Source organism: Kitasatospora sp. GAS204B, from assembly GCF_029892155.1.
Taxonomy (GTDB): Bacteria; Actinomycetota; Actinomycetes; order Streptomycetales; family Streptomycetaceae; genus Kitasatospora.
This window is the reverse complement of the sequence record NZ_JARZAG010000026.1, coordinates 18,343-43,867: the sequence shown is the minus strand read 5'-3', so window position 1 is coordinate 43,867 and position 25,525 is coordinate 18,343. Positions and strand designations below refer to the sequence as shown.

Genomic DNA, 25,525 nt, shown 5'->3' with positions numbered 1-25,525 from the left:
ATCCGGTGAACCTGATCCGGGACCGAAAATCCGCCGCATGACCTTGCCTGGCGGGGCCCATGGGTTACATTGGACGAGACACCGGCTCGATCCAAGCCCCCGGGCCCAACCTTAGTCGCTTCGAGCGACCACTTGCCGCGAGGCGAGCATGGCGGGTCGGTGTCACCAACGTAGGACTGTGGCCCCCACCTCCGGTGGGGGCCACAGTCGTTGACGGCGCCTCAGCGCTACCGCAGCAGCGCGGGGACGCCCGCGCCGTCGGGCAGGTCGTCGGGCCCGGAGAGCACCGTCAGGCGCTGGGTGGCCCGGGTCAACGCGACGTAGAGGACCCGCAGCCCGGCCTCGGACTCGCCAGCAATGCCGGTCGGGTCGGCGACCACCGTCGCGTCGTACTCCAGGCCCTTGGCCTCCAGGCTGCCCAGCGCGACCACCCGCTCGCCCAGGTCCGCGATCCAGCCGGCCGCCTCGGCCCGGCGTTCCATCGGGACAACCACCGCGACCGTGCCGTCCACCTCGCCCAGCAGGCGCCGCAGTTCGGCGCGGGCGGCGGCGCCGAACGCGGCCGGCTCGGCGGCGGTGACGGCCGCGAAGCGCGGCTGGACGCCGGTGGAGCGCACCGCGCTGGGCGAGGGGGTGCCCGGGGCGGCCAGCGCCAGCACCTTCGCCGCGACCTCGGCGATCTCGGCGGGGTTGCGGTAGTTGACGGTCAGCGTGTGACGGCGGCGCGGCTTGCCGGCCAGCACCTCGTCGAGCGCCGCCTGGGCCTCCGCCGGGAACGGCCAGGAGCTCTGCGCCGGATCGCCCACGATGGTCCAGGTCGCCGAGCGGGAGCGGCGGCCGATCATCCGCCACTGCATCGGCGTCAGGTCCTGGGCCTCGTCCACGATCACGTGCGCGTACTCGGTGCGCTCCACCGGGGTGCGGTCGCGCTGGCGGGAGCTGCGGTCGGCGAAGGTGGTCACCTCGTCGAGGCCGGTGAGCAGGTCCACCGCGTCCACCTCGCGCGCCCTGGGCCTGGCCGGCTCACCGAGCAGCAGGTGCAGTTCGTCGATCAGCGCCACGTCGTGCGCCGACAGCTGCCCATCGCCGCGCTCGCCCAGCTGCCGCCAGGAGGCGGCCAGCAGGCGGGCCTCCTCGGGGCTGACGACGTTCCGGGCGATCCGGTTGATGTGCCTGGCCTGCCGCAGCGTGGCCAGGACCTGACGCGGGGTCAGGGTCGGCCACCAGGCGTCCAGGAAGTCGAGGAACGGCGCCTCGTCCGAGACGTACTCGTCGAAGGACTCCTTCTCCTCCTGGCGCTGCTCGCGGGAGAAGTGGTCGGTGGGCTTGGGCAGGTGCTTGGTGGCCTCGACCCAGAGCGCGTCCAGCAGCAGCCTGCGGGCCCGGGGGCGCAGCAGGTTGAGCGGGGTGCCGCCGCTGCCGACCACGTTGCCGCGCACCGCGCGCAGCCGTCCGGCGTCCAGCCGCAGCACCTCGCCGCGCGCCACCACCTTCAGCTCGGTGGGCGCGGTCAGCTCCAGCGCGGCCCGCGCGGTGCGGCGCAGCAGCTGCACCATCCGGGCCGAGCCCTTGATCCGCGCCGTCTCGGGCGTGTCGTAGCGCTCGGCCTCGATGCCGTCCACCAGGCTGCCGACCGCGCGGATCGCCACCTGGCCCTCCTCGCCGAGCGAGGGCAGCACGCCCTCGGTGTAGGAGACCAGCAGCGGGGTCGGGCTGACCACCAGGATCCCGCCGGCGTAGCGGCGGCGGTCCTGGTAGAGCAGGAAGGCCGCGCGGTGCAGCGCGACGGCGGTCTTGCCGGTGCCGGGACCGCCGGTGACCAGGGTGGCGCCGGCGGCGGGCGCCCGGATCACCTCGTCCTGCTCCTTCTGGATCGAGGAGACGATGTCACGCATGGTGTGGCTGCGGGCCCGGCCGAGCGAGGCCATCAGCGCGCCGTCGCCGATCACGGCCAGCTCCCGGCCGTCCAGCACCGGGGTCAGGTCCGGGCGCAGCAGGTCGTCCTCGACCCCGATCACCTTGCGGCCCTTGGAACGGATCACCCGGCGGCGCAGCACCCGGCCCGGCTCCAGCGGGGTGGCCCGGTAGAAGGGGGCGGCGGCGGGGGCCCGCCAGTCGATCACCAGCGGGCCGTACTCGGCGTCCAGCACGCCGAGCCGGCCGATGTGCAGGGTCTGCGCGACCTTCTCGTCGCTCGGATCCAGCGGGGTGAAGGAGGGGATGCCGTGCTCTTCGGGGGCGTCCGCCTGCTGCAGGTCGATCCGGCCGAACAGGAAGTCCTCGAACTCGTTGTTCAACCGGGTGAGGTGGGCGCCGGCCCGGTAGACCTGCGCGTCCCGCTCGGCGAGCGCGCCGGGCGTGCCGACCTGGACCCGCTTGGCGGCGTCCTCCAGGACGTACTCGGCCTCGGCGAGCTTCTCCTCCAGCCGCCGGTAGACGGTGTCGAGATGCCGTTGCTCGCCCGCGATCTCACGCTCGCGCAGCCCCTCGGCCGTGGCCGTGGGGCTGTCTGCTGATGCCGTGCCGGCCTCGGTGGTTGCGGCCGCGTGCTGCCTGCCGTGCGCGCCCAAGGAGTCCCCTTGTCGTACGTCTGCTGGTGGGAGATAAGTCGCCGCCCAAAGTCGGCGGACGGACGATCCTACTCCCGGAGTCGCCGCGCGGGCACTCAGGGGCGAAGCGGCCCCGCCCGAAGCAGCACGACCGAAGCAGCACGACCGGACCCGACGCCGGGAAACACGAAGGCCGCCCTCCGAGGACGGAAGGCGGCCCGCATGCACATGGGATGGTGGAGATGCCGGGAATCGAACCCGGGTCCAGTGGAGTGGATTCAGGACTTCTCCGAGCGCAGTCCGCTGTGCTTTTCTCGGCCCTGGCAGTCACACGGACAAGCCGCCAACAGGCCCAGCTGCTGTTTGTTGTCCCGCCCACCCGCGCAGCCCGGGTGGACAGTTGAGTTCCCTAGATTATGCCAGGGTCCGGGTCGGGAACTCCCCGGTCTGACACCCTACTGTCGCTACTTAGGCAGCGAGAGCGAGGGAATCGCGCTTGACATTGGCGATTATTTTTTTGCGGCAGATGGTTAACGAGATCATTGCCGCGTTCCTCGGCTCGCTTCTCCTGTTTCGACGTCCCCTGTCGAAACCGATCATCCCCATGTGTTTTTAAGAAGGTGCAGCTTGAGAAAAAGCTCCGGCTGGGTGACCCCACCCGGTGTTGCTTGGACCATGGTACGCGCCCCGCCAGGGGCGGTCCAGCCGATTAGGCCGTGGCGGGAACCGGCTCGGTGGCCGGCGCGGGGGTGGCGGTCGGGGCGGCGGGCTTCGGCAGCGGCTTGACCGGCGTCGCCTTGGCCTGGTGCGGCCCGGGGGTGCCGAGCTGCTGGGCCAGCCAGGGCAGCGCGTCGGCGAACGCCTGGGCACCGAACTGCCAGACGTGCTTGCCGGGCTGGACGTCCAACTGGCACTTGATGCCGTCCTTGCGGGCGGCGGCGGCCAGCTGCTTCCCCTGCGTGATGTGGTTGGCCTCCTGGTCGCCGCTCTCGAACCAGCCGGAGGTGTCGCGGTACTTGGCGTGCCCCGCCAGCACGGTCAGCGGGTCGTGCGCCGCCCAGGCCGCCGAATCGCCGCCGTAGAGCTTGTCGATGGTCTGCTGCTTGTCCCCGGTGTTCGGCCCGAGGTCACCGGAGATGTCCTCGAAGTGCGAGAAGACCTGGGGGTGTTCGACCGTCAGGTCGATCGCGCAGGTACCGCCCATCGACCAGCCCACCACGCCCCACTTGCGCGGATCGCCGGAGGTGCCGAAAGTCTTCTCGACGTACGGCGGAATGTCCTTCACCAGATGGTCCTCGGCTTTCCCGTTCGGACCGTCCACGCACTCGGTGTCGACCTTGAACCCGCCGGTCGCGTCCGCGAAGACCAGCACCGGCGCGTAGCCGCCGTGCTGCGCGGCATAGGCGTCGGCGGTCTGCACCGCGTCGCCGGCCCGCACCCAGTTGTCGGGCGCCGCGTACTCCCCGCCGATCATCTCCAGCACCGGCAGCTTGGGCCGGGTCTTGCTGCGGAACCAGGCCGGCGGCAGGTAGACCAGCTCCTGGCGGTGGGCGAAACCGCTGGCGGTGTCGGGTATGTCCACCTGGACGATCCGGCCGGTGCCGGTCTTGCCGGTCAGCGAGCCGAGTTGGTCGAGCGTCACCTGTTGCGGCAGCGGGGCACCGGTCAGCTCGCCGAGCGCGTCGTCCAGGGTCGGGAAGTAACCGGTGGACGCGTTCAGCACGTTGGCGCCGGCCAGCAGGGCGAGCAGCGCGGCCAGCGGCGCCAGCGAGCGCCGCCACCAGCGCGCCGAGCGCCAGCCGGCCACCAGCACCGCGAGCGCCACCACCGCCGCGCCCAGCCAGAGCCAGAGCGCGAACGGCAGCGGGTCGGTGACCCCGCCGACGGTGACCGCGAGCAGCCCGGCCAGCGCGGTCAGCGCGATCGCGGCACCGATCGCGATCGGCGCCCGGCGCAGCCGCCAACGGCGGTCCCGCCACCCGACCGCGGCCAGCAGCGCGACACCGGCCGCGAGCTGGACGGTCCACGGGAACCAGCCATCCAACAGGGAGACGTTCATGCTCGGATCGTACTGATCGAATCTTCGGCATCAGGCCGTTGACCAGGTGGGATCACCCGGTTGGGACGAACCTGCTACAGGACGACCACAATCAGCCCATCCGACGACGGGCGGCGGCCACCGCGCGCGCGGTCTCCCGGGTGTCCTGCTGCTCGCGCAGCGTCTGCCGCTTGTCGTAGAGCTTCTTGCCGACCGCCAGGGCCAGCTCCAGCTTGACCCGGCCGTCCTTGAAGTACAGGGAGAGCGGCACCAGGGTGTGCCCGGTCTCCTTGGTCTTCGCCTCCAGCTTGCGGATCTCCATCTTGTGCAGCAGCAGCTTGCGCTTGCGCCGCGCCGAGTGGTTGGTCCAAGTCCCCTGGGTGTACTCGGGGATGAAGACGTTGTCGATCCACACCTCGCCGGCCTGGGTGTAGGCGTAGCCGTCGACCAGGTTGGCCCGGCCCTCGCGCAGCGACTTGACCTCGGTGCCGGTCAGCACCATCCCGCACTCGTAGGTGTCGAGGATCGTGTACTCGTGTCGCGCCTTCTTGTTCTGCGCGATCAGCTTCTGTCCCTTTTCCTTTGCCATAGCACCGGACATTCTCGCACCTCGGCGGCCCGCCCGGCAGCCGCTTTATGGTCGAGCGCCCGCCCCGCCCAGCCCGCTGAGCACCCGCAGGGCCAGCGCGTCGGCGGTGGCCGGGTCGGCGGCGGGCACGTCGGGGAGCAGACCGACGCCGTCCGGGGAGCGGCCGGCGGGGGTGAAGTAGCGGCCCACGGTGCGCTCCAGGACCGATCCGTCGGCCAGCCGGCTGGGCTGCTGCACGGTGCCCTTGCCGAAGGTCCGGCTGCCCACCAGCACCGCCCGGCAGCGGTCCTGCAGCGCGCCGGCCAGCAGTTCGGCCGCGCTCATCGTGCCGCCGTCCACCAGCACCACCAGCGGGGTGCGCGGATCGCCGCCGGGGGCCGCGGCCAACTGCCGCGACTGGTCGCCGACCTGGTAGGAGGCGACCGGGCCGCCGTCCAGGAAGACCGAGGCGGTGGCGACCGCCTCCGCCACCAGGCCACCGGAGTTGCCGCGCAGGTCGAGCACCACGCCGTGCTCGGGCGCGCGCCGCGCGGCCGCGGCGATCTCGGCGCCGACGCCGGTGGTGAAGGCCCGCGCGGTGATCCACAGCACCCCGGGCGCCGGATGGTCCACCGCGACGTCCTGGGCGGCGAGCACGGTCCGACGCAGGGTCACCTCGCGCGCGGCGACGCCGGCCCGCCGCAGGGTCAGCCGCACCGGCGAGCCGGGCTCCGCCGGCCGCCCGCCCGCGCCCTGGCCGTCGGGGCGACCGCGCAGCCTGGCCACCACCTCGGTCACCGGCAGCCGGTCCACCGGGGCGCCGTCCACCGCGATCAGCCGGTCACCCACCGCGATTCCGGCCGCGGCGGCCGGCGAGCCCGGGGGCACGGCGCTGACCAGCGTCGAGCCGTCGTCGGCCCGGTCCACGAAGACCCCGACGCCCAGGTACTCGCCGTCCAGGCCCTGGGCGAACTCGGCGTAGTCCTGCGGGCTGTAGTACGCGGCCCAGCGGTCGCCGCCGTCCGCCACCAGCCGCTGCGCCTGCTCCGGGGAGAGCGTCGCGACCTCGGGGCCGCCAACTCTGGCGTCCGCCGAGGCGGCCCGACGCGGCGGCGCGGCGGGCGGCCCGCCACCCCAGGCGCCCAGGACCGCGCCGCCGAGCAGCACCGTGCCGAACACCAGGCTGAGGGTGGCGCCATGGCGCGCCTGCCGCGCGGTTGCGGTCATGGGAACGGAGTGTAGGCGCCCGATGCGCTCCGTGGCCGCAGAACGGCCGAATCTCACCGGGCGTGACGAAATCCTGCGGACCGGACGACCGCTGGGAGTTAGACCTTCAGGTACTTGCGCAGCGTCAGGAAGGCCGCCACCGCCGCCATCGCCATACCGGCCACGATCAGCAGCGGGATCACCTGCAGCACCGAGGAGAGCCCGATGAACTGGATGAACTGCACCTTCTTGGCCAGCCAGGCGTGCACGCCGTAGTTGCCGAGCAGCAACAGCCCGGAGGCCAGCACCGCGCCCAGCAAGGCGGCGAACGCCGCCTCGGCGATGAACGGCATCTGCACGTAGAAGTTGGAGGCACCGACCAGTCTCATGATCCCGGTCTCCCGCCTCCGGCTGAACGCCGAGACGCGGACCGTGTTCACGATCAGCAGCAGCGCCACCGAGAGCATCAACACCATGATCACGAAGGCCGCGGTCTGCAGGCCGTTGAGCAACCCGAAGAGGTTGTCCAGGATCTGCCGTTCGTCCTCCACCGAGCGCACCCCTGGATGCCCGGCGAAGGCGCTCTGGATCACGTCGTAACGGGTCGGATCGCTCAGCTTCACCCGCCAGGAGGACGGGATCGCGTCGGCACCGAGGACGGAGACCAGGGCGTTGTCCGGGTTCATGTCCTTCCAGTGCGTGTAGGCCTCCGCCTGGCTCTCGAAGGTGGAGTTCTGCACCAGCGGCTTCATCTTGTCAAGGCCGGCCTTGACGTCGTCGATCTGGTCCTGGGTGGCCGCACCGTTCGCACACTGCGGGGCGTTCTTGGCGTCCGCCTTGGTGCAGAAGTAGATGCTGACCTCGACCTTGTCGTACCAGTACCCCTTCATCGAGTTGACCTGGTCACGGACCAGCAGACTGGCCCCGGCCAGGGCGAGCGAGAGCGCGACGCTGACCACCACCGCGATGGTCATGGTCAGGTTGCGGCGGAGACCGACACCGATCTCCGACAGGATGAACTGGGCGCGCATGAGCTTCTTCTACTCCAAGATCAAGGCTGATGGACCGGAGGCGGCGACGCGGTAGCCGGCTAGTGCTGGTACCCGTAGACACCGCGGGCCTGGTCGCGGACCAGCAACCCCTTGTCGAGCTCGATCACGCGCTTGCGCATCTGGTCGACGATGGCCTGGTCGTGGGTGGCCATCAGCACCGTGGTCCCGGTGCGGTTGATCCGGTCCAGCAACTTCATGATGCCGACCGAGTTCTGCGGGTCCAGGTTTCCGGTCGGCTCGTCCGCGATCAGCAGCATCGGACGGTTGACGAAGGCCCGGGCGATCGCCACGCGCTGCTGCTCACCACCGGAGAGCTCGCCGGGCATCCGGTCCTCCTTGCCGCCGAGACCGACCAGGTCGAGCACCTCGGGGACCACCTTGTTGATGGCACTCTTCGGCTTGCCGATGACCTCCAGCGCGAACGCCACGTTCTGCGCCACGGTCTTGTTCGGCAGCAGGCGGAAGTCCTGGAAGACGGTGCCCAGTTGACGCCGCATGTGCGGCACCTTCCAGTTGGACAGCTTGCCCAGGTCCTTGCCGAGCACGTGCACCTCGCCGGTGCTGGGGCGCTCCTCGCGCAGGCACAGCCGCAGGAAGGTGGACTTGCCCGAGCCGGAGGAACCGACCAGGAAGACGAACTCGCCCTTCTCGATCTCCAGCGAGACCTCCGACAGGGCGGGGCGGTTCTGCTTGGGATAGGTCTTGGAAACGTTGTCGAATCTGATCACGGCTGCATCACGGAGGCCATCCTAGGCGGAACAGCTGACGGCTCGAACAACTTCCGTGACCCGATCGTTACTTCAGGCCGGTAGCCGACGTCGGTCGCACTGTTCCTGGGTCGGACCCACCCCCGCGATCCGGTCGGGGAGGGCGGCGGGAGCGACCCTGGCCACTCCCCCGGCTTGGGACCATACGCGACCCGTCGGCGGCCGCGCAGGGCGGTCCGGCGAACGATCCTGACGGATTGTCCGCTCTTGGACTGGAATGCCCGGAAAATTGCGAGCCATTTCACAGCCGTTCCAGGGTTTCGCGCCACGAATGCCGGCCGTGCTGATCGACCGGGTGGCGGCCGCCCCGGGTTTTCCCGGCCAGGGAGCCGGACGCCGCGGAACCTGGCAGAGTAGAGGGCAAACCGCACTGCCGCGGTCCGCTCCGATCCCCCGCCCGGGGCAGGTACGGGAACCATTCGGCCGCCCGGTGCGTTGGCAGTAGCAGGCAAGGAGGAGATCGCATGACGTGCGACCATCTGGTGTGCGCCAACTGCGCCGGCCGCGTGAGCGAGGGCCGCTGCCCGGTCTGCCGCGCCGAGCGCGCCCGGCTGCAACAGCAGCAGGGTCCTCTCGCCACGCTCTCCCCGGCCACTCTGATCGCCCTGCTGGCCGCGTTGCTGGCGGTGGCGATGATCTGCCGGCAGGCGCTGGCATAACCCACCGACACGGACGAAGGGGCCCCGGACACTGTCCGGGGCCCCTTCTCGGTTCGTCAGCGGCTGGTGCTACTGCTCCTGGTTCTCGCTCTGCTTGCGCCAGCGGATACCAGCCTCGATGAAGGCGTCGATATCGCCGTCCAGCACCGCCTGCGGGTTGCCCACCTCGTACTCGGTGCGCAGGTCCTTGACCATCTGGTACGGGTGCAGCACGTACGAGCGCATCTGGTTGCCCCAGGAGCTGCCGCCGTCCTTCAGCGAGTCCATCCGGGCCTTCTCCTCCTGGCGGCGGCGCTCCAGCAGCTTGGCCTGCAGCACGTTCATCGCCGAGGCCTTGTTCTGGATCTGCGAGCGCTCGTTCTGGCAGGAGACCACGATGCCGGTCGGCAGGTGGGTGATCCGCACCGCCGAGTCGGTGGTGTTGACGCCCTGGCCACCGGGGCCGGAGGCGCGGTAGACGTCGATCCGCAGCTCGCCCTCGTCGATGTCGACGTGGTCGCTCTGCTCGACGACCGGGAGCACCTCGACGCCCGCGAAGGAGGTCTGCCGGCGGCCCTGGTTGTCGAACGGCGAGATCCGCACCAGGCGGTGGGTGCCCTGCTCGACCGAGAGCGTGCCGTAGGCGTACGGGGTCTTCACGCTGAAGGTCGCGGACTTGATGCCCGCCTCCTCCGCGTAGGAGGTGTCGTAGACCTCGGTCGGGTAGCCGTGCCGCTCGGCCCAGCGCAGGTACATCCGCATCAGCTGCTCGGCGAAGTCGGCGGCGTCCACGCCACCCGCCTCGGCCCGGATGTTGACCAGCGCCTCGCGGGCGTCGTACTCGCCGGAGAGCAGGGTGCGCACCTCCAGCTCCTCGACGGCCTTCTTGACCGAGGCCAGCTCGGTCTCGGCCTCGGCCCGGGTGTCCGCGTCGCCCTCGTCCTCGGCCAGCTCGAAGAGCACGGCCACGTCCTCGATCCGGCTGCGCAGGGTGGCGACCCGGCGCAGCTCGCCCTGCAGGAAGGAGAGCCGGCTGGTGACCTTCTGGGCGTTCACGACGTCGTCCCAGAGGGCGGGGGCGGCTGCCTCCTCCTCCAGACGTTCGACGTCGGCCCGGATCTTGTCCAGGTCGAGGACGGCCTCGATCGACCCCATGGTCGTTTCGAGGTTCTTGAGCTCTTCGGAAGGATCGACGGCTGCCACGCCTCCAGCCTAATGGTTGGCGCGGGGCCCTGGGACCGGCCGGTAGCCGTCGAGCCGCGCGACGGCGGCGCGCGGGGCCCGGCCGGCATGCCCGCCGGGGCCGTGGTCGTGGCCGCCGCCCCCGAAGGCGGCGAACGCCGCCACGGCGCCGGCCAGCAGCAGCACCACGGCGAGCAGCACCGCGAGCAGCCGGCGCCGGCGCACCAGAGCCGTCCGGCGCCCGCCCCGGTGGCCGGGCGCGGGGGTGGCCCGCTGGGCGCGCGACTCGGCGGCGTAGCCGGCCAGCTCCTGGGCGGAGGGGCGGCGCAGGCTGGTGTGGGTGTCCCGGGTGGAGTCCGGGGCCGGGGCGGCGACCAGCGGGACGGCGGGGCCGCGCCGGCGGCGGTGCGCGCCGGTGCCGGTGTCCGCCTCGGCGTAGACGGCCTCGGCCGGGGTCACCGGCTCCTCGGCGGGCTGCCGGTCCTGGGCGGGCAGCGCCAGCGGCGGCAGGCCGGCCAGCGCGGGCAGTTGCTCACGCAGGCGCTCGGCCAGCTCGGCGGCGCGCAGCCGGGAGGCGGGCGCCTTGGCCAGGCACTCGGAGATGATCCGCCACAGGCCGTCCGGCAGCCCGGGGATCGGCGGCACGCTCTCGGTGACGTGCCGGCGCAGCACCGCCCCGGTGTGGCCGCCGCCGAACGGCGTGAAGCCGGCCAGCAGCTCGTAGCAGACCGTGGCCAGCGCGTAGATGTCGACGGCGGCCCGCGGTTCCAGGCCCTCGATGATCTCGGGAGCCAGGTAGTCGGGGGTGCCGATGATCCGGCTCGCCCTGGTCCGGCGCGGGGCGTCGACCAGCCGGGCGATGCCGAAGTCGGTCAGCTTGGCGCGCGGCACCCCGCCGGGTCCGGGCGGCGCGGCGAGGTCGAGCATCACGTTCTCCGGCTTGACGTCCCGGTGCACGATGCCGGCCGCGTGCGCGGCGGCCAGGCCGTCGGCCACGTCGGCGATCACCGAGGCGGCGGCCTGCGGGGCGAGCACGCCCTCGCGCTCCAGCCGGGAGCGCAGGTCGGTGCCGTGCACCAGCTCCATCACCAGCGCGAGGTCCTCGCCGTCCACCACCATGTCGCGCACCCCGACCACCCGGGGGTGGTCCAGGCCGGTGAGCGCGGCCCGCTCCTGGATGAAGCGCCCGACCAGCACCTGGTCGGTGGCCAGATCCTCGCGCAGCAGCTTGACGGCCACCGGCCCATCGGGGCCCTCGCCCAGCCACACGGTTCCGGCGGACCCCCGGCCGATCACCTGGTGCACGGTGTACCGGCTGCCGATCTTGCGTGCCAATGCTGCTCCGTAGGCGGCGGGGAGCGCTCCCGGGGCCGCCGCGGGGGCCCGGAAGCGCTCATGAGGTCGGTGCGTCACCGACCAACCTACGCGCCTCGGGGCCCTGTGCGGGACCTCCGGCCGGACAATGTCGACAAAGCGTCAACGCTGACCGCCTGGTGGCGGACCGTCAGTTCCCGGTGACGGAGTGCCAGGTGCTGCTGATCCAGCCGGTGGTGCTGTCCCACCACTGGTGCACGTTGTCCCAGTAGTGCGGCAGCGGGGTGAAGTTCCACAGCGCCACGGCCGCCACCGCCAGGATCAGCAGCACCATCAGGCAGCCCTTGAGGCAGCCGAGGCCCGGGATGTACATCCGGTTGCGGCTGCGCGGGCGCGGCTCGCGGCGCGGCCTGGACTCGCGCTCCGGCTCGGGCTCCCGGGTCGGCGGCTGCGGGCGGTGCGGCGCGGGCTCAGTGCGGCGGGCCGGCGCGGGGGCCGGCGGGGCGGGGCGCTGGGACGGCTCGCGGTAGGCCTGGTAGCCCTGCTCCGGGTACGGCCGATCGGACTCGGCGTAGCCCTGGTCGCGGTAGCCCTGGTCGTGGGAGCCGGGCCCGCCGGGCCGTCCGCGCTGCGACTGGTACGGCGGCGGCGCGACCGGCGGGCGCTCGGCCCGGCCGTAGCCGGGGCGCGGCTCGCCCTGGCCGGGTCGGCCGCCCTGCTGGGGGTAGCCGTTCGGCGGCGGGTAGCCGGGGCCCGGGTAGCCGGCACCGCCATGGTAGGGCTGCGGGGCCCGCTGCGGCGGCTCGGCGAAGTCCTCGGCCGCGAAGACCTGGGTCTGCTGGTTGCGGTCCCGGGCGGCGCGCAGCTGGGTCTGCCACGGGTGCGCCGGCTCGGGCTGCTGCTGCGCCGCGGGCGCCGGTCCTGCCGGGCTCGGCGGGGCGGCGAACGGGCCACCGGGCGGGGTGGGCAGCAGCCGGGTCGAGTCGGCACCCGGCCCGCCGGGGCCGCCGCCGTTCGGCAGCACCTGGGTGGCGGCGGCCGGGTCGTAGTGGGCGGCCGCCAGGTCGGGCTGGGTCGCCCCGGTGCCCGGCACCTCGGCCGGCTGCGGCTCCGGCAGCAGCAGCACGGCCACCCCGAGCGCGGCGTCCACCGCGGCCGGTGAGGCGTGCACGCCGATCCCGGCGGCCACCACGCGCAGCGCGTGGGCCAGCGAGGTGGCGCTGGGGCGCTGCGCCGGGTCCTTGCGCAGGCAGCGCTCGACCACGGTCCAGAGCGGCTCGGGCATCCCGGGCGGGCGCGGCGGCTCCTGGGTCAGGTGGGCCTGGAGCACCTGGAGGGCGCCGTCGCCCTGGAACGGCGGACGGCCGGTGACCAGCTCGTAGAGCATGATCCCGGCGCCGTAGACGTCCACGGCCGAGGTCTGCGGACGGCCGCTGGCCGACTCGGGGGCGACATAGGCGGGGGTGCCGACGAACTCACTGGCGCGGGTGATGCCCGGGGAGTCGGCGAGCCGGGCGATGCCGAAGTCGGTGAGCATCGGGTGCAGCTGCTCGCCCTGGCGCCCGTCACCGGGGACGGTGGCGAGCAGCACGTTGGCGGGCTTGAGGTCGCGGTGCACCACGCCGTCGGCGTGGCTGACCGCGAGCGCGTCGGCGATCTGGGCCATCAGCAGCGCCGCCGCGATCGGGCTGAGCGGGCCGTTGGCGCGCAGGTAGCGGTAGAGGTCGGGGCCGTCCACCAGGTCCATCACCAGGGCGAGCAGCTCACCCTCGACCACCAGGTCGCGGACCCGGACGATGTTGGGGTGGCTCAGCCGCAGCAGCACCGAGCGCTCGCGCAGGAAGCGCAGCACGATGTCCTGGTCGGCGGCCAGCTCCTCCTTGAGGACCTTGACCGCGACCTGCTGGCCCGGCACCAGGTCCGGCAGCCCGGCGTCCTCGCGCACCCGCCCCCGCCAGACGGTACCCATGGCACCGCGCCCGAGCGTCTCCTCGAGCAGATACTTGCTGCCTACCGGCCGCACCTGGTGCACTCCTTGCCCTACCGAGGCCCACTGTCGCCTGCGGGCGATAGTCCGTGTGTGCGGCAACTCTAACGGTGTCCGGCAAGCCCCAGCCGGATGAGCGCGCGCCGTGGTCGGCGAGCTGCCCGGGCCCGCCTTGACCTGATGGCCCGTCCGCTCCACCATGGCGATGATCACAAGATCGTCAAATCCGGTACGGTGCACGGGCTGTCAGTCCCGGGTGGCAGGATGACGCCTAGGGCCGCGCCCGGCAAGATCCGCCGGACAGGCCCCAGCGGCACTCCTGCGGTCCAACACTCATCACGAGCAGAGGGGAACCCCGGGCGAGATGCAGATCCGGCTGACGGTCCTCCGACCCCGTGCGGGCGCGGGCGTGCCCGCGCCCGCCACCGATGTCCAGGTCACCGCCCCCGTCGGCACGGCGCTCGGATCGCTCGCGGTGGCGCTGGCCGGCGCGGTGGGCGTGCGGGGCGCGCGCAGCGCGACCCATGTGCATCTCTACGCCGGGTCCCAGCGGATCGACGAACGCACTCCGCTCGGCCACCCCCCGCTGCTGGACGGCGCGGTGCTCGCGCTCGGCGAACCCGACCCGGACGCGGACGCCCCGCTGGACGACGCCGGGGGCGCGGCCGCCGTCGAGCTGCGGGTGCTGGGCGGCCCGGACGCCGGCGGCGTGCACCGCCTGCACGGCCACCAGGTGCGGGTCGGCCGCTCCAGCGAGGCCGACGTCCCGCTCGACGACCCAGACGTCTCCCGGCTGCACCTCTCCCTGCACCTGGCCGCCGACGGCAGCGTCACGGTGCACGACCTCGGCTCCACCAACGGCACCGCCCTGGACGGCCGCCCGCTCACCGAGGAGCCCCGGGCGCTGCCCGAGGGCGCCCTGCTGCGCCTGGGCGAGTCCACCGTGACGCTGGCCACCGCCCCGGCCGCCGAGCAGGCCTGCCCCACCACGCCGGACGGCCTGGGCCACCTCCAGGTCAGCCGGCCCCGCCCGGTCCGCCCCAGCGCCCCCGCCGCCGAACGGCCCGAGGCACCCGCCCCCAGCGGCGCGGGCCGCACCCGCTCGCTGCTCGCCCGCCGGCTCGGCCGCTCTCCCGCGCCCGCCACCGCCGTGCCGGCCGCGGCGCGTGATGCCGCCCAGCAGCACGCCAGGGTCCGTGATCGCCAGGCCGCCGGGCTGCGGGAGCGCTTCCCCGACCCGGCGGCGCTGCTGCTCAGCGCGCTCGGCCCCGGCCCGCGGCTCTGGGAGCGGATCCCGGCCCACCCGGACGCGCTCACCCTGCGCCTCGGCACCGCCGACCTGCCCGGCGGCCCCGGCACCGCCCCGGGCATGATGCTGCCGGCCGTCCCCGTCACCGTCGACCTGCGCACGGCCGGCAGCCTCGGCGTCGCCGGACCGCGCCGGCGGCTGCTCGGCCTGGCCCGGGCCCTGCTCGCCCAGCTGGCCGTGCTGCACCCGCCGAGCGGCCTGAGCCTGGTGGTGGTCAGCGCCGACCAGGAGCAGCCCGTCGAGCAGCGCACCGCCGACTGGGCCTGGTCGCTCTGGCTGCCGCAGCTGCGTCCGGGCCAGGGCCAGGACTGCCGGCTGCTGGTCGGTCTGGACGAGGCCCAGGCCCGCCAGCGCCTGACCGAGCTGGTCGAGCGCCCGGCCGACGAGGCCGCCCAGCAGCTCACCGTGCTGCTGGTGGACGGCGATCCGGGCTCCGAGCCGGCCCGGCAGGTGCTGGCCCGGCTGCTGCGCGAGGGCCCTGCGGTCGGCGTCTTCCCGCTCTGCCTGGCCGAGCGCCCCGAGCTGCTGCCGGCCGGCCTGGGCGCCACCGCCACGGTGACCGGCGAGGTCGCCACCCGGCTGACCGTGGCCATGGGCGACCAGCGCACCGAGGAGGTCGCGCTCGACGCCGTCTCGGCCGCCTGGGCCGAACGGCTGGCCCGGGCACTGGCCCCGCTGCGCGAGGCCGCGCCGGTCTCCCGGGGACCGCTGCCGGAGGCGCTACGGCTGCTCGACCTGCTGGAGCTGGACACCGTCACCCCCGCCAAGCTCTCCGCCCGCTGGGAGGGGCTGCCCAGCACGGCCGGCACCGCCACCGCGCTGCTCGGCAACACCCGGGACGACCTGTGCACCGTCGACCTGGCCGGCACCGAGCTGACCGACCCGCAGCACCTGCTGGTCGGCGGCGCCCGCGGGGCGGGCAAGAGCGAGCTGCTGCGCACCCTGGTCGCCTCGCTGGCGGTCGGCGAGCGCCCCGACCGGCTGCAGGTGCTGCTGATCGGCGGGCGCGACGGGGGGCTGGCCGGCTGCGCCGAGCTGCCGCACGTCACCGGTCAGCTGGACGCCGCCGCCGAGCCGCGGCAGGCGCTGCTGACCGCCGAGTCGCTGCACGAGGAGCTGGACCGGCGCGAGGAGCTGTTCCGCAACCGGTCCTTCCCCGCCTGGTTCGCCGAGCGGGCGCTCGCCGCCCGCCCGGCCGTGATCGGGCAGCCGCGCGGCGGTGAGCCGGTCGCCGCCCGCGCCGCCGTCGTCTCCGTGGCCGGCGCCGCGACCGCCGCCGGCAGCGCGACCGTGGTGACCGACCCGCCGCCCGCCCGCCTGATCGTCGTGGTGGACGACTACGACGCGCTGCTCGCCCCCACCTCCCCCGCCGGCCGGCCGCTGGCCCGCGCGCTGGCCGCCGTGGCGCAGCGCGGCGGGCGCCTGGGCGTGCATCTGGTGGCCGCCACCGGCCGGCCCGAGCTGAGCGCGGGCAGCGAGCTGGACGAGGCCGCGCTGTGGCGGATCGCGCTGCGCACCGACCACCAGGGCGACTCCGAACTGCTGGTCCATGTGGACGACGCGGCGGCGCTGCCCGAGCAGACCCCGGGGCGCGGCTACCTGCGCCGTCCCGACGGCGCGGTGCTGGCCTTCCAGACCGCCCGGGTCAGCGGCCGGATCCCACGCACCGCGACGCTGCGCCCCACCGTGGTCGCGATCGACCCCGCCCAGCTGGGTGCACCGCCGACCAGCCGCCCGGTGCGCGAGCTGGGCAACGGGCCGACCGACCTGGCGCTGCTGGCCAGCGCGCTGCAGCGGGCAGCCCAGGCATAGGGCCTCCCGCCAACGAGGCACCGGCAGTGCTCGGAAGGCGACAAGCAGAACGGCGGGGCCGCACCCGAAGGCGCGGCCCCGCCGTTCCACGCTCCCCGCGTCAGCGCATCGAACCCGTGCGCAGCAGCGTGCGGATCACCCGCATGGCCACCGAGAGGCTGGACAGCGCGTAGGTGTCCGAACCCCTTATGTCGTCCAGCGTGGTCTGCGCCCGGCTGAGCAGCGTGCTGTTGAGCTCGGCCCAGGCCTTGAAGCGCTCCTCGCTGGTCGCGTTCTGCGGACCGCAGGCCAGCACGTCCTCGGTGAGCTGGGCGTGCGCCGCGAAGAGGTCCTCGCGGATGGAGGTGCGGGCCATCGAGGACCAGCGGTCGATCCGCGGCAGCTCGATGATCCGGTCCAGCAGGTGGCTGATCCGCAGTCGGTCGCCCAGGTCGTAGTAGAGGTCGGCGACCTCGGCCACGTCCTTGCCGGAGCGGTCCGCGACCTCGGTGATGTCCAGGGTCGGGAAGGCGGAGGAGAGCCCGGAGACCCGGGTGACCAGCGCCTCGGGGACCCCGGCCTCGAGCAGCTCGGCCTGGATCTTCTCGTACCACTCCAGGTCCTCGCCGCGCAGCGGCTTGGGCAGGCTGGTCCAGACCTGGTCCACCCGCTGCTGGAAGAACGCGATGGTGTCGGCGATGTCCAGCGGCTGGCGGCGGTTGTTGAGCATCCACCGGGTGGCCCGCTCGACCAGCCGGCGCGAGTGCAGGCGCATCCGGGTGGCGATCTCGGCCGGGATCCGGTTGTCCAGGCCCTCGACCTCGTCCCAGATCCGCTCCAGGCCGAAGACCGCGCGGGCCGCGGTGTGGCTGCGGGCGATCTCCTCGTAGGTCGCGCCGGTCTCCTCGCGCAGCCGGAAGGCGAAGGTGCAACCACCGCGGTTGATCGTGTCGTTGACGATCAGGGTGGTGATGATCTCCCGGCGCAGCGCGTGGTTGCCGATCGCGTCGGCGAACTTCTCGCGCAGCGCGGTCGGGAAGTAGAGGTGCAGCGTGTCGCGGAAGTACGGGTCGTCGGGCAGCCCGGTGGCGAGCAGCTCGTCGGCCAGGGTGATCTTGGTGTAGGCGAGCAGCACCGACAGCTCGGGCTGGGAGAGCCCGAAGCCGGTGGCCTGACGGTCCTTCAGCTGCTTCTCGCTCGGCAGGAACTCCAGCGCGCGGTCCAGCTGGCCGTCCGCCTCCAGCCGGTTGAGCATCCGCGAGTGGACGTTGATCATGCTGTGCGCCTGCGCCACCGCGTTGGCCAGCACCACGTTCTGCGCGTAGTTGTTGCGCAGGACGAGCTTGCCGACCTCCTCGGTCATGTCGGCGAGCAGGGTGTTGCGCTGCTTGACCGTCATGTCGCCCTCGGCGACCACCTGGTTGAGCAGGATCTTGATGTTGACCTCGTGGTCCGAGGTGTCCACCCCGGCCGAGTTGTCGATCGCGTCGGTGTTGATCCAGCCGCCGGTGCCGTTCGGGCCGCCGACCTGGGCGTACTCGATCCGGCCCAGCTGGGTGCAGCCGAGGTTGCCGCCCTCGCCGATCACCCGGGCGCGGATCTGACTGCCGTTGACCCGGATCGCGTCGTTGGCCTTGTCGCCGACGTCCGCGTTGGTCTCCCGCTCGGCCTTGACGTAGGTGCCGATGCCGCCGTTCCAGAACAGGTCCACCGGGGCCTGCAGGATCGCCTTCATCAGCTCGGCCGGGGTGAGCTTGCCGGTCTCCAGGCCGAGCGCCTCGCGGACCTGTGGGGTCAGCTGGATCGACTTCGCGCTGCGCGGGAAGACGCCGCCGCCCGCCGAGATCAGCGACTTGTCGTAGTCGTCCCAGGAACTGCGCGGCAGGTCGAAGAGCCGGCGGCGCTCGGCGTAGGAGCTCGCCGCCTCCGGGTTCGGGTCCAGGAAGATGTGCCGGTGGTCGAAGGCGGCCACCAGGCGGATGTGCTCGCTGAGCAGCATGCCGTTGCCGAAGACGTCACCGGACATGTCGCCGATGCCGACCACGCTGAAGTCCTCGGACTGGGTGTCCACACCCAGCTCGCGGAAGTTGCGCTTGACCGACTCCCAGGCGCCGCGGGCGGTGATGCCCATGCCCTTGTGGTCGTAGCCGGCCGAGCCGCCGGAGGCGAAGGCGTCGCCGAGCCAGAAGCCGTACTCCTCGGCCACGCCGTTGGCGATGTCCGAGAAGGTCGCGGTGCCCTTGTCGGCGGCGACCACCAGGTAGGTGTCGTCCTCGTCGTGCCGGACCACGTCGACCGGGTGGACGACCTCGCCGCCCTTGAGGTTGTCGGTGATGTCCAGCAGCGCGGAGATGAAGGTCTTGTAGGACGAGATGCCCTCGGCCAGCCAGGCGTCGCGGTCCACCGCCGGGTCCGGCAGCTGCTTGGCGACGAAGCCGCCCTTGGCGCCGACCGGGACGATCACGGTGTTCTTCACCATCTGGGCCTTGACCAGGCCGAGGATCTCGGTCCGGAAGTCCTCGCGCCGGTCGGACCAGCGCAGGCCACCGCGGGCGACCTTGCCGAAGCGCAGGTGCACGCCCTCGACCTGGGGCGAGTAGACCCAGATCTCGAAGGCCGGGCGGGGGGCCGGCAGGTCCGGGATGGCGTGCGGGTCGAACTTCATCGACACGTACGGGTGCCACTGGCCGTCCGCCGCGCGTTGGAAGAAGTTGGTCCGCAGGGTGGCCTTGATCAGGTGCAGGAAGGAGCGCAGGATGCGGTCCTCGTCCAGCGAGACGACCTCGTCCAGCGCGCCGTCCAGCTCCTCCAGGATGGCCTCGCCCAGCTCGCCCGCGCCCAGCTGGTGGCTGGGGCTCAGGCGGGACTCGAAGAGGTTCACCAGCAGGCGGGTGGTGTGCGCGTTGTTGCGGAGCGCGTCCTCCATGTAGTCCTGCGAGAAGGTGCTGCCGGCCTGGCGCAGGTACTTGGCGAGCGCGCGCAGCACGACCGCCTGACGCCAGTTCAGACCGGCGGTCAGGATCAGGCCGTTGAAGCCGTCGTTCTCGGCCAGCCCCTGCCAGGTGGCGGCGAAGGCCTCCTGGAAGCGCTCGCGGGCCTCGTCGGTCAACTCGCTGGCCTCGCGCAGCCGCAGGCCGAAGTCGTAGACCCAGGCGGTGGTGTGGTCCGAGCGGCGCAGCGCGTACGGGTGCTCGTCCAGCACCTCGACACCCAGGCGCTGCAGCACCGGGAGCACCTCGGTCAGCGAGATCGGGCCGCCGACCCGGTAGATCTTGAAGCGGCGCTCGTCCTCGCCCGCGCCGACCGGCTGGTAGAGGTTGAGCCGGAAGTCGCCCTCGGCGTGCAGCGACTCGATCTGCTTGAGGTCGGCCACGGCGGTGCGCGCGGTGAAGTCGGCGCGGTAGCCGTCGGGGAAGGCGTTGGCGTACTTGTGCGACAGCTCGGCGGCCTTCTCCTCGCCCAGCTCCAGCAGCAGCTGGTCGTTGAAGCCGTCCATCCAGAAGCGGGCGGCCTCGGCCAGCTTGGCCTCGATCCGCTCGATCTCGGCCTCGGTCAGCTCGCTCAGCTCGCTGCCCGGGGCGACCCGGACCACGAAGTGCAGGCGGGTCAGCACCGACTCGGTGGACCAGACCGTGTAGTCGATGGTCGCGCCGTTCAGCTCCTGCATCAGGATGTCCATCAGGCGCAGCCGGATGCGGGTGGTGTAGCGGTCGCGCGGCAGGTAGACCAGCGCGGAGAAGTACCGCCCGTACTCGTCCTGGCGCAGGTACAGCCGCAGCTTGCGGCGCTCCTGCAGGTACAGGACGCTGGTGGCGATCTGCTGGAGCTCCTCGGCGGCGGTCTGGAAGATCTCGTCGCGCGGGAAGGTCTCCAGGATCTGGAGCAGGTCGCGGCCGTCGTGGCTCTCGGCGGAGAAGCCGGAGGCGTTCACCACCTCCTGGACCTTGCGGCGCACCACCGGGATCCGGGTGACCGACTCGGTGTAGGCGGCCGAGGAGAAGAGGCCGAGGAAGCGGCGCTCACCGATCACGTTGCCGTCGGCGTCGAACTTCTTCACGCCGACGTAGTCCAGGTAGGACGGACGGTGCACGGTGGAGCGGGAGTTGGCCTTGGTCAGCACCAGCAGCTTCTTCTCGTGCGCCTTGGCCCGCACCGGGGCGGAGAGGCGGCCGAAGGACTCGCTGACCGGGTGGTGGTCGGTGTCGTGGCTGAGCGGGTCGGAGCGCAGGATGCCCAGGCCCGTGCCGGGGATGGCGCGCAGCACCTCCTCGCCCTCGTGCTCGACCAGGTCGTACTCGCGGTAGCCGAGGAACGTGAAGTGGTCGTCGGCCAGCCAGCGCATCAACTCCCAGGACTCGCCGACCTCCTGCTCCGGCAGGTGGGCCGGGGGCTGCTCGGCGAGCTCGTCGGCCAGGCGGAGCGCGGAGGTGCGCATCTTCGCCCAGTCCTCGACCACCTCGCGCACGTCGCCCAGCACCCGGCGCAGGTCGGACTCGATCTGCCGCAGGTCGGCGCGGTCGCTCTCCCGGTCGATCTCGACGTGCATCCAGGACTCGACGGTGGCGTCGGCCGGCCACTCGGCGCCGCCGGCCTGGCTGCGCGCGCAGGCGTCGATGTCGAGGATCTCCAGCAGCTTGCCGGTGATGTCACGGCGCACGACCAGCTGGGGGTGGATCACCAGGTGGATCGACCGGTTCTGCCGGGACAGCTCGTTGGTGACCGAGTCGACCAGGAACGGCATGTCGTCGGTGACCACCTCGACCACGGTGTGGCCGCTGGACCAGCCGTTCTCGTCGACGGTCGGGGTCGAGACCCGGACCTCGGCGGTGCCCTGGGGCCGCTTCAGCCCCAGCCGGTAGTGCGAGGCGGCCGCGCCGTAGACGTCGACCTGGTCACGGTCGATCAGGTCCTCGGGGGCGGTGTGGAGGTAGTAGTGGTTCAGGTACGCGGTCAGAGCGCCATTGCTCAGACCCTCTCCGGGCGCCGCTCCCCCTACCTGGCTGTGCTCCGCGGCCGCGGCCGCCTTGACGAGCAGTTCGGCCTTCGCCGCGTCCAGCTTGGTCTGCATGGCTGTTTGGCTCCTGTCGCGCGCCGTTGCGTGACTCGGTGGTGGTCAGGGTCACCGCCGGGCCGCTCCGCAATCCTCCCGCACGATCCTGGCCAGAGGCGCTCAAGGCACGCTTAAAGAACCCCTCGCCTGGGTACGACAGATTGTTCACCTGCGGGACGCGCCCCGACGACGCCAGCCAGCCTAACGGGCCGAAACGAAGGTGTCAGGGGACAGGGAGGCGCAAAGACGCAGGGAGAACCCCTGTTCCTGGACAGCTTGTCCAAGTCTGCTGAGGCTCTGCTGAGGGTCCCCCGAGGTCAGCTCATGTGCGGGTAGCCGACCGTGGTCGGCGGCAGGAAGGTTTCTTTGAGCGAGCGGCTGGAGACCCAGCGCCGCAGGTTCTGCGCGGCACCGGCCTTGTCGTTCGTCCCGGAGGCGCGGCCGCCGCCGAAGGGCTGCTGGCCGACCACCGCGCCGGTCGGCTTGTCGTTGACGTAGAAGTTGCCGGCCGCGAAGCGCAGCGCCTCGATGGCCTCGGCGATGGCCTGCCGGTCCTGCGCGATCACCGCGCCGGTCAGCCCGTACGGCGCGTCGCCGTCCACGCCGGCCAGCGCCTCGCGCCAGCGGCGGTCCTCGTAGAGCTGGACGGAGAGGATCGGGCCGAAGTACTCGGTGGAGAAGATCTCGTTGCGGCTCTCGTTGCTGACCAGCACGGTCGGGCGGACGAAGTAGCCGATCGCGTCGTCGTACTGGCCGCCCGCGACCAGCTCGACCTGCGGATCGCGCTGGGCCCGGTCGATCGCCTGCCGGTTCCTGGCGAAGGCCTTGGCGTCGATCAGCGCGCCCATGAAGTTGCTCAGGTCGGTGACGTCACCCACCGTCAAGGCGTCGATCCGGGCCAGCAGGTCGTCCTTGATCCGCTCCCAGAGGCTGCGCGGCAGGTAGGCGCGGGAGAGCGCCGAGCACTTCTGGCCCTGGTACTCGAAGGCGCCGCGGATCAGCGCGGTGGTCAGGATCTCCGGGTCGGCCGAGGGGTGCGCGATCAGGAAGTCCTTGCCGCCGGTCTCCCCGACGATCCGCGGATAGCCGCGGTAGCCGGCCAGGTTGGCGCCGATGGTCTGCCAGAGCGAGCGGAACGTCGCGCTCGAGCCGGTGAAGTGCAGGCCGGCCAGGTGCGGGCTGGCCAGTGCCACCTGGGAGAGCGCCTGGCCGTCCCCGGTGACCAGGTTGATCACCCCGGGCGGCAGCCCGGCCGCCTCCAGCAGCAGCATCAGCTGGTGGGCGGCGAACGTCTGGGTGGGCGCGGGCTTCCAGACCACGGTGTTGCCGAGCAGCGCCGGGGCGGTGGGCAGGTTGCCGGCGATGGCGGTGAAGTTGAACGGGGTGACGGCGTAGACGAAGCCCTCCAGTGGGCGGTGGTCGGTGCGGTTCCACACGCCGGGCGAGGACTCGGGCTGCTCGGCCAGCAGCTCGCGGGCGAAGTGCACGTTGAAGCGCCAGAAGTCGACCAGCTCGCAGGGCGCGTCGATCTCGGCCTGCTGGACGGTCTTGGACTGGCCGAGCATGGTGGCCGCCGCCAGGGTCTCCCGCCACGGACCGGCCAGCAGCTCGGCGGCGCGCAGGAAGACCGCCGCGCGGTCGTCGAAGGAGAGCCTGCGCCAGCCGGACCCCGCCGCCAGCGCGGCGTTCACCGCGAGCTCGGCGTCCTGGGTGGTGGCGTTGCCCAGCACGCCCAGTTTGGCCGCGTGGTGGTGCGGCTGGACCACGTCGATCCGCTCGCCGGAGCCGAACCGCCGCTCGCCGCCGATGGTCATCGGCAGCGGGATCGGCTCGGCGGTCAGCTCGTCCAGCCGCCGCAGCAGGCGGGCGCGCTCCGGGCTGCCGGGGCCGTAGCCGTGCACCGGCTCGTTGACCGGGACGGGCACCTTGGTGACGGCGTCGATCGGCATGGCGCGGCTCCGCTCTGCTCTGGTGGTGTCGATCGCCCCAGCTTGACCACAGCCGGGCGGCCGCCAGGGCGGCGACACACCGGTCAGCCGGTGATCCGCCGGGCCAGCTCCACGGCCTCCGCCAGGGTGTCCACCACCGGGACACCGACCGGCTCCAGGCTCGCCCGGGCGTGCGAGCCGCCGGTGTAGAGCACGGCGTGCGCGCCGACCTGGTGGGCCGCCAGCGCGTCGTCGGCCGCGTCACCGATCACCACGGTGCGGGCCGGGTCCGCGGCGGGCCCGAGCGCCGCGAGGTGGCGGACCAGCGAGGCGGCCTTCTGGCCGTGCGAGGGGCCGGTGCGGCCGTCCACCCGCAGGAAGTGCCGCTGGATGCCGAAGGACTCCACCGCCGGGACCAGGCGCCGGTGCTCGTACATCGACAGCAGCGACTGGGTGTGGCCCTCGGCCGCCCAGGCGGCGAGCAACTCGGTGACGCCCTCGGTCAGCACGCAGTCGACGCTGAGCTCGCTGTAGCGCTGCTGGAAGGCGGCGTCCAGCCGCTCCCACTCGGCACCGCTCGGCTGGAAGCCCAGCGCCCGCTGGTAGAAGCGCGGGATCGGGATCTCGTACATCTCGCGGTACTGCTCGAGCGTCAGCGGCGCGCCGCCGACCACCTCGAACGCGGCATTGCTCGCCCCGACCACCGCCGCCATGTCGTGCAGCAGGGTTCCGTTCCAGTCCCAGACGATATGAGTTCGCACCCGGGCACGGTAGCGGCTGTCGCCGACAACGGGGTGTCGGACAGTGGACCTGGACGTTATCGATCGACTCAACCGATCAGGCCCGGGATCTCCTGGGTGGCGTACCAGAGCAGCTCGTGGTCCTCCGCGCCGTCCACGCTGAACTGCGCGTCGGCGTCCCCGGCATCGGCGGCGGTGACGGCGGCCGCGGCGGCGCTGACGTCCTCGACCACCTCCTCGTCGTCGGCGTCCGCGTGCACCGCGGCGGCCTTGGCCAGCTGGACGGGCGCGGCCAGCACGACCCGGCCGAGCGAGGCCTGGTCCTGGTACTCGTCGCCGGCGAACCGCTGGACGGCGGCGTCCGGCACGTCCAGCGCCACCACCACCCGGCGGCGCGGCGCCGCCGGGTCGACGGCCAGCAACCGCAGCGAGGACTGGGCGGCCCGGACCAGTGCGGCGTACTCCAGCTCCTCCAGGTCGTCGCTGACGTACCACTCGCGCAGCGCGGGGGTGACCGCGTAGGCCGCGGACTGCTCCAGCGCGCCGCCTCGGTGCGCCTGGGCGAGGGCGGCCAGGGTGGTGGGCACGTAGACACGCATCGGGGCACGCTCGCTTCCTGGGGTGCTGCGGGACCTCCACAGAATACGGCCCGGACGATCACCGCGGTGTCCCCCTTCGAGCGCATCGTGGAACGCATCGCCGGGCGGGCCGGGCGGCGCGGTGGGCCCGGGGTGCCTGGCCGACGGGGTCGTCAAGCCGCCGTTCGGGCGACCCGGTGGCGGGGTCGGGCGGCCCTCGGAACCCGGTGACCCAGCACCGATAACAGAGGCAGACCCGTTCCGTGAACCTGATGTGGGGGCACCGCTCATGGCCGAGACCGCTATCCGCTCCACCGCCGGCACCACTGCCACCGCCACCGGGGCCGCCTGCGGCACCGGGCCGATGATCCACCAGCTGACCGGGACCCGGCGCCCCGCGCCGCACCGGGTGCCCGGCCGGCGTCCCGCGCCCGCCCACCGGCCCGCCCCGCCGCGCCCGCCGCGCCACCCGCGCGGCGCCTGCGACGGCAGCGGCGACAGCAGCGGGCTGGCCGCCCGCTTCGCCCTGCGCCTGGTCGAGGTGCTGGCGGGGCTGCGCCCGGTCGGCCAGCTCGCCCGCCACACCACCCACGACGGCTACCGACAGCTGGCCCGGCTGGCCGGCGACGGGCCGCTGCGCCGGGCCGGCCAGGCGGCCCGCCCCAGGCTCGCCCGGGTTCACGAGTCCGCGCCCGGTCCCGGCGTGCTGGAGGTCTGCGTCCGGGTCGAGACGGGCGAGCGGCACCGGATGGTGGCGTTCCGGCTGGAGCGGCACTGGCGCACCGAGCAGTGGCAGTGCGCCGCGGTGGAGGCCAGGTGACAGATCGC

The 25,525-nt window shown here is 72.8% G+C and carries 16 protein-coding genes and 1 other RNA gene; 3 read left to right on the top strand and 14 right to left on the bottom strand.

Annotated features, from left to right (window positions below; translation table 11 throughout):
- Positions 1 to 227: 227 nt before the first annotated feature.
- The 7 genes from P3T41_RS28970 to ftsE all read right to left on the bottom strand — a co-directional run bounded on the left by P3T41_RS28970 (position 228) and on the right by ftsE (position 8,141).
- The gene (locus P3T41_RS28970) at positions 228 to 2,483 is read right to left on the bottom strand and encodes a UvrD-helicase domain-containing protein (RefSeq protein WP_280693572.1); all 2,256 of its coding nucleotides are present in this window, start codon (positions 2,481 to 2,483) and stop codon (positions 228 to 230) included.
- Positions 2,484 to 2,783: 300 nt separating this feature from the next.
- Positions 2,784 to 3,153, bottom strand: a transfer-messenger RNA (tmRNA) gene (gene ssrA / locus P3T41_RS28965).
- Positions 3,154 to 3,258: 105 nt separating this feature from the next.
- Positions 3,259 to 4,608: an alpha/beta hydrolase-fold protein gene (locus P3T41_RS28960; protein ID WP_280693500.1), complete on the bottom strand. Its 1,350-nt coding sequence runs from the start codon at positions 4,606 to 4,608 to the stop codon at positions 3,259 to 3,261.
- Positions 4,609 to 4,699: 91 nt separating this feature from the next.
- On the bottom strand, positions 4,700 to 5,176 hold the full coding sequence (gene smpB / locus P3T41_RS28955; protein WP_280693499.1) for an SsrA-binding protein SmpB: 477 nt from the start codon (positions 5,174 to 5,176) through the stop codon (positions 4,700 to 4,702).
- 45 nt (positions 5,177 to 5,221) lie between these two features.
- A complete protein-coding gene (locus P3T41_RS28950; protein ID WP_280693498.1) occupies positions 5,222 to 6,382 on the bottom strand; it encodes a S41 family peptidase in 1,161 nt (386 codons plus the stop codon).
- Positions 6,383 to 6,480: 98 nt separating this feature from the next.
- Positions 6,481 to 7,392 carry a permease-like cell division protein FtsX gene (gene ftsX / locus P3T41_RS28945; RefSeq protein WP_280693497.1) on the bottom strand — a complete coding sequence of 304 codons (912 nt, stop codon included), beginning with the start codon at positions 7,390 to 7,392 and terminating at the stop codon, positions 6,481 to 6,483.
- A gap of 59 nt (positions 7,393 to 7,451) precedes the next feature.
- The gene (ftsE, locus tag P3T41_RS28940) at positions 7,452 to 8,141 is read right to left on the bottom strand and encodes a cell division ATP-binding protein FtsE (RefSeq protein WP_145905956.1); all 690 of its coding nucleotides are present in this window, start codon (positions 8,139 to 8,141) and stop codon (positions 7,452 to 7,454) included.
- Positions 8,142 to 8,644: 503 nt separating this feature from the next.
- On the opposite strand from ftsE, the gene P3T41_RS28935 reads away from it, so the two are divergent.
- Positions 8,645 to 8,839, top strand: a complete 195-nt coding sequence (locus tag P3T41_RS28935) for a hypothetical protein (RefSeq protein WP_280693496.1) — start codon at positions 8,645 to 8,647, stop codon at positions 8,837 to 8,839.
- A gap of 69 nt (positions 8,840 to 8,908) precedes the next feature.
- On the opposite strand, the gene prfB is transcribed toward P3T41_RS28935, so the two are convergent.
- From prfB to P3T41_RS28920, 3 genes are all read right to left on the bottom strand, one after another.
- Complete coding sequence (prfB, locus tag P3T41_RS28930; protein ID WP_280693495.1) at positions 8,909 to 10,021, bottom strand: peptide chain release factor 2; 1,113 nt, start codon at positions 10,019 to 10,021, stop codon at positions 8,909 to 8,911.
- A gap of 9 nt (positions 10,022 to 10,030) precedes the next feature.
- Positions 10,031 to 11,335, bottom strand: coding sequence for a serine/threonine-protein kinase (locus P3T41_RS28925; protein ID WP_280693494.1), 1,305 nt, complete (start codon positions 11,333 to 11,335; stop codon positions 10,031 to 10,033).
- A 169-nt stretch (positions 11,336 to 11,504) separates the two neighbouring features.
- Complete coding sequence (locus P3T41_RS28920) at positions 11,505 to 13,337, bottom strand: serine/threonine-protein kinase (protein WP_280693493.1); 1,833 nt, start codon at positions 13,335 to 13,337, stop codon at positions 11,505 to 11,507.
- Positions 13,338 to 13,665: 328 nt separating this feature from the next.
- Between P3T41_RS28920 and P3T41_RS28915 the strand changes: the two genes are divergently transcribed.
- Complete coding sequence (locus P3T41_RS28915) at positions 13,666 to 16,422, top strand: FtsK/SpoIIIE domain-containing protein (RefSeq protein WP_280693492.1); 2,757 nt, start codon at positions 13,666 to 13,668, stop codon at positions 16,420 to 16,422.
- A 100-nt stretch (positions 16,423 to 16,522) separates the two neighbouring features.
- Here the strand turns inward: P3T41_RS28915 and P3T41_RS28910 are convergent, their stop codons facing one another.
- The 4 genes from P3T41_RS28910 to P3T41_RS28895 all read right to left on the bottom strand — a co-directional run bounded on the left by P3T41_RS28910 (position 16,523) and on the right by P3T41_RS28895 (position 24,718).
- Positions 16,523 to 21,469: an NAD-glutamate dehydrogenase gene (locus P3T41_RS28910; protein ID WP_280693491.1), complete on the bottom strand. Its 4,947-nt coding sequence runs from the start codon at positions 21,467 to 21,469 to the stop codon at positions 16,523 to 16,525.
- Positions 21,470 to 21,768: 299 nt separating this feature from the next.
- The gene (gene pruA / locus P3T41_RS28905) at positions 21,769 to 23,394 is read right to left on the bottom strand and encodes an L-glutamate gamma-semialdehyde dehydrogenase (protein ID WP_280693571.1); all 1,626 of its coding nucleotides are present in this window, start codon (positions 23,392 to 23,394) and stop codon (positions 21,769 to 21,771) included.
- Positions 23,395 to 23,483: 89 nt separating this feature from the next.
- Entirely contained in the window at positions 23,484 to 24,140 is a 657-nt protein-coding gene (locus tag P3T41_RS28900) for an HAD family hydrolase (RefSeq protein WP_280693490.1), read from the bottom strand.
- Positions 24,141 to 24,208: 68 nt separating this feature from the next.
- A complete protein-coding gene (locus tag P3T41_RS28895; RefSeq protein WP_280693489.1) occupies positions 24,209 to 24,718 on the bottom strand; it encodes a hypothetical protein in 510 nt (169 codons plus the stop codon).
- A gap of 268 nt (positions 24,719 to 24,986) precedes the next feature.
- Here P3T41_RS28895 and P3T41_RS28890 point away from each other — a divergent pair, with 268 nt between their 5' ends.
- Complete coding sequence (locus P3T41_RS28890) at positions 24,987 to 25,517, top strand: Rv3235 family protein (protein WP_280693488.1); 531 nt, start codon at positions 24,987 to 24,989, stop codon at positions 25,515 to 25,517.
- Positions 25,518 to 25,525: the final 8 nt, after the last annotated feature.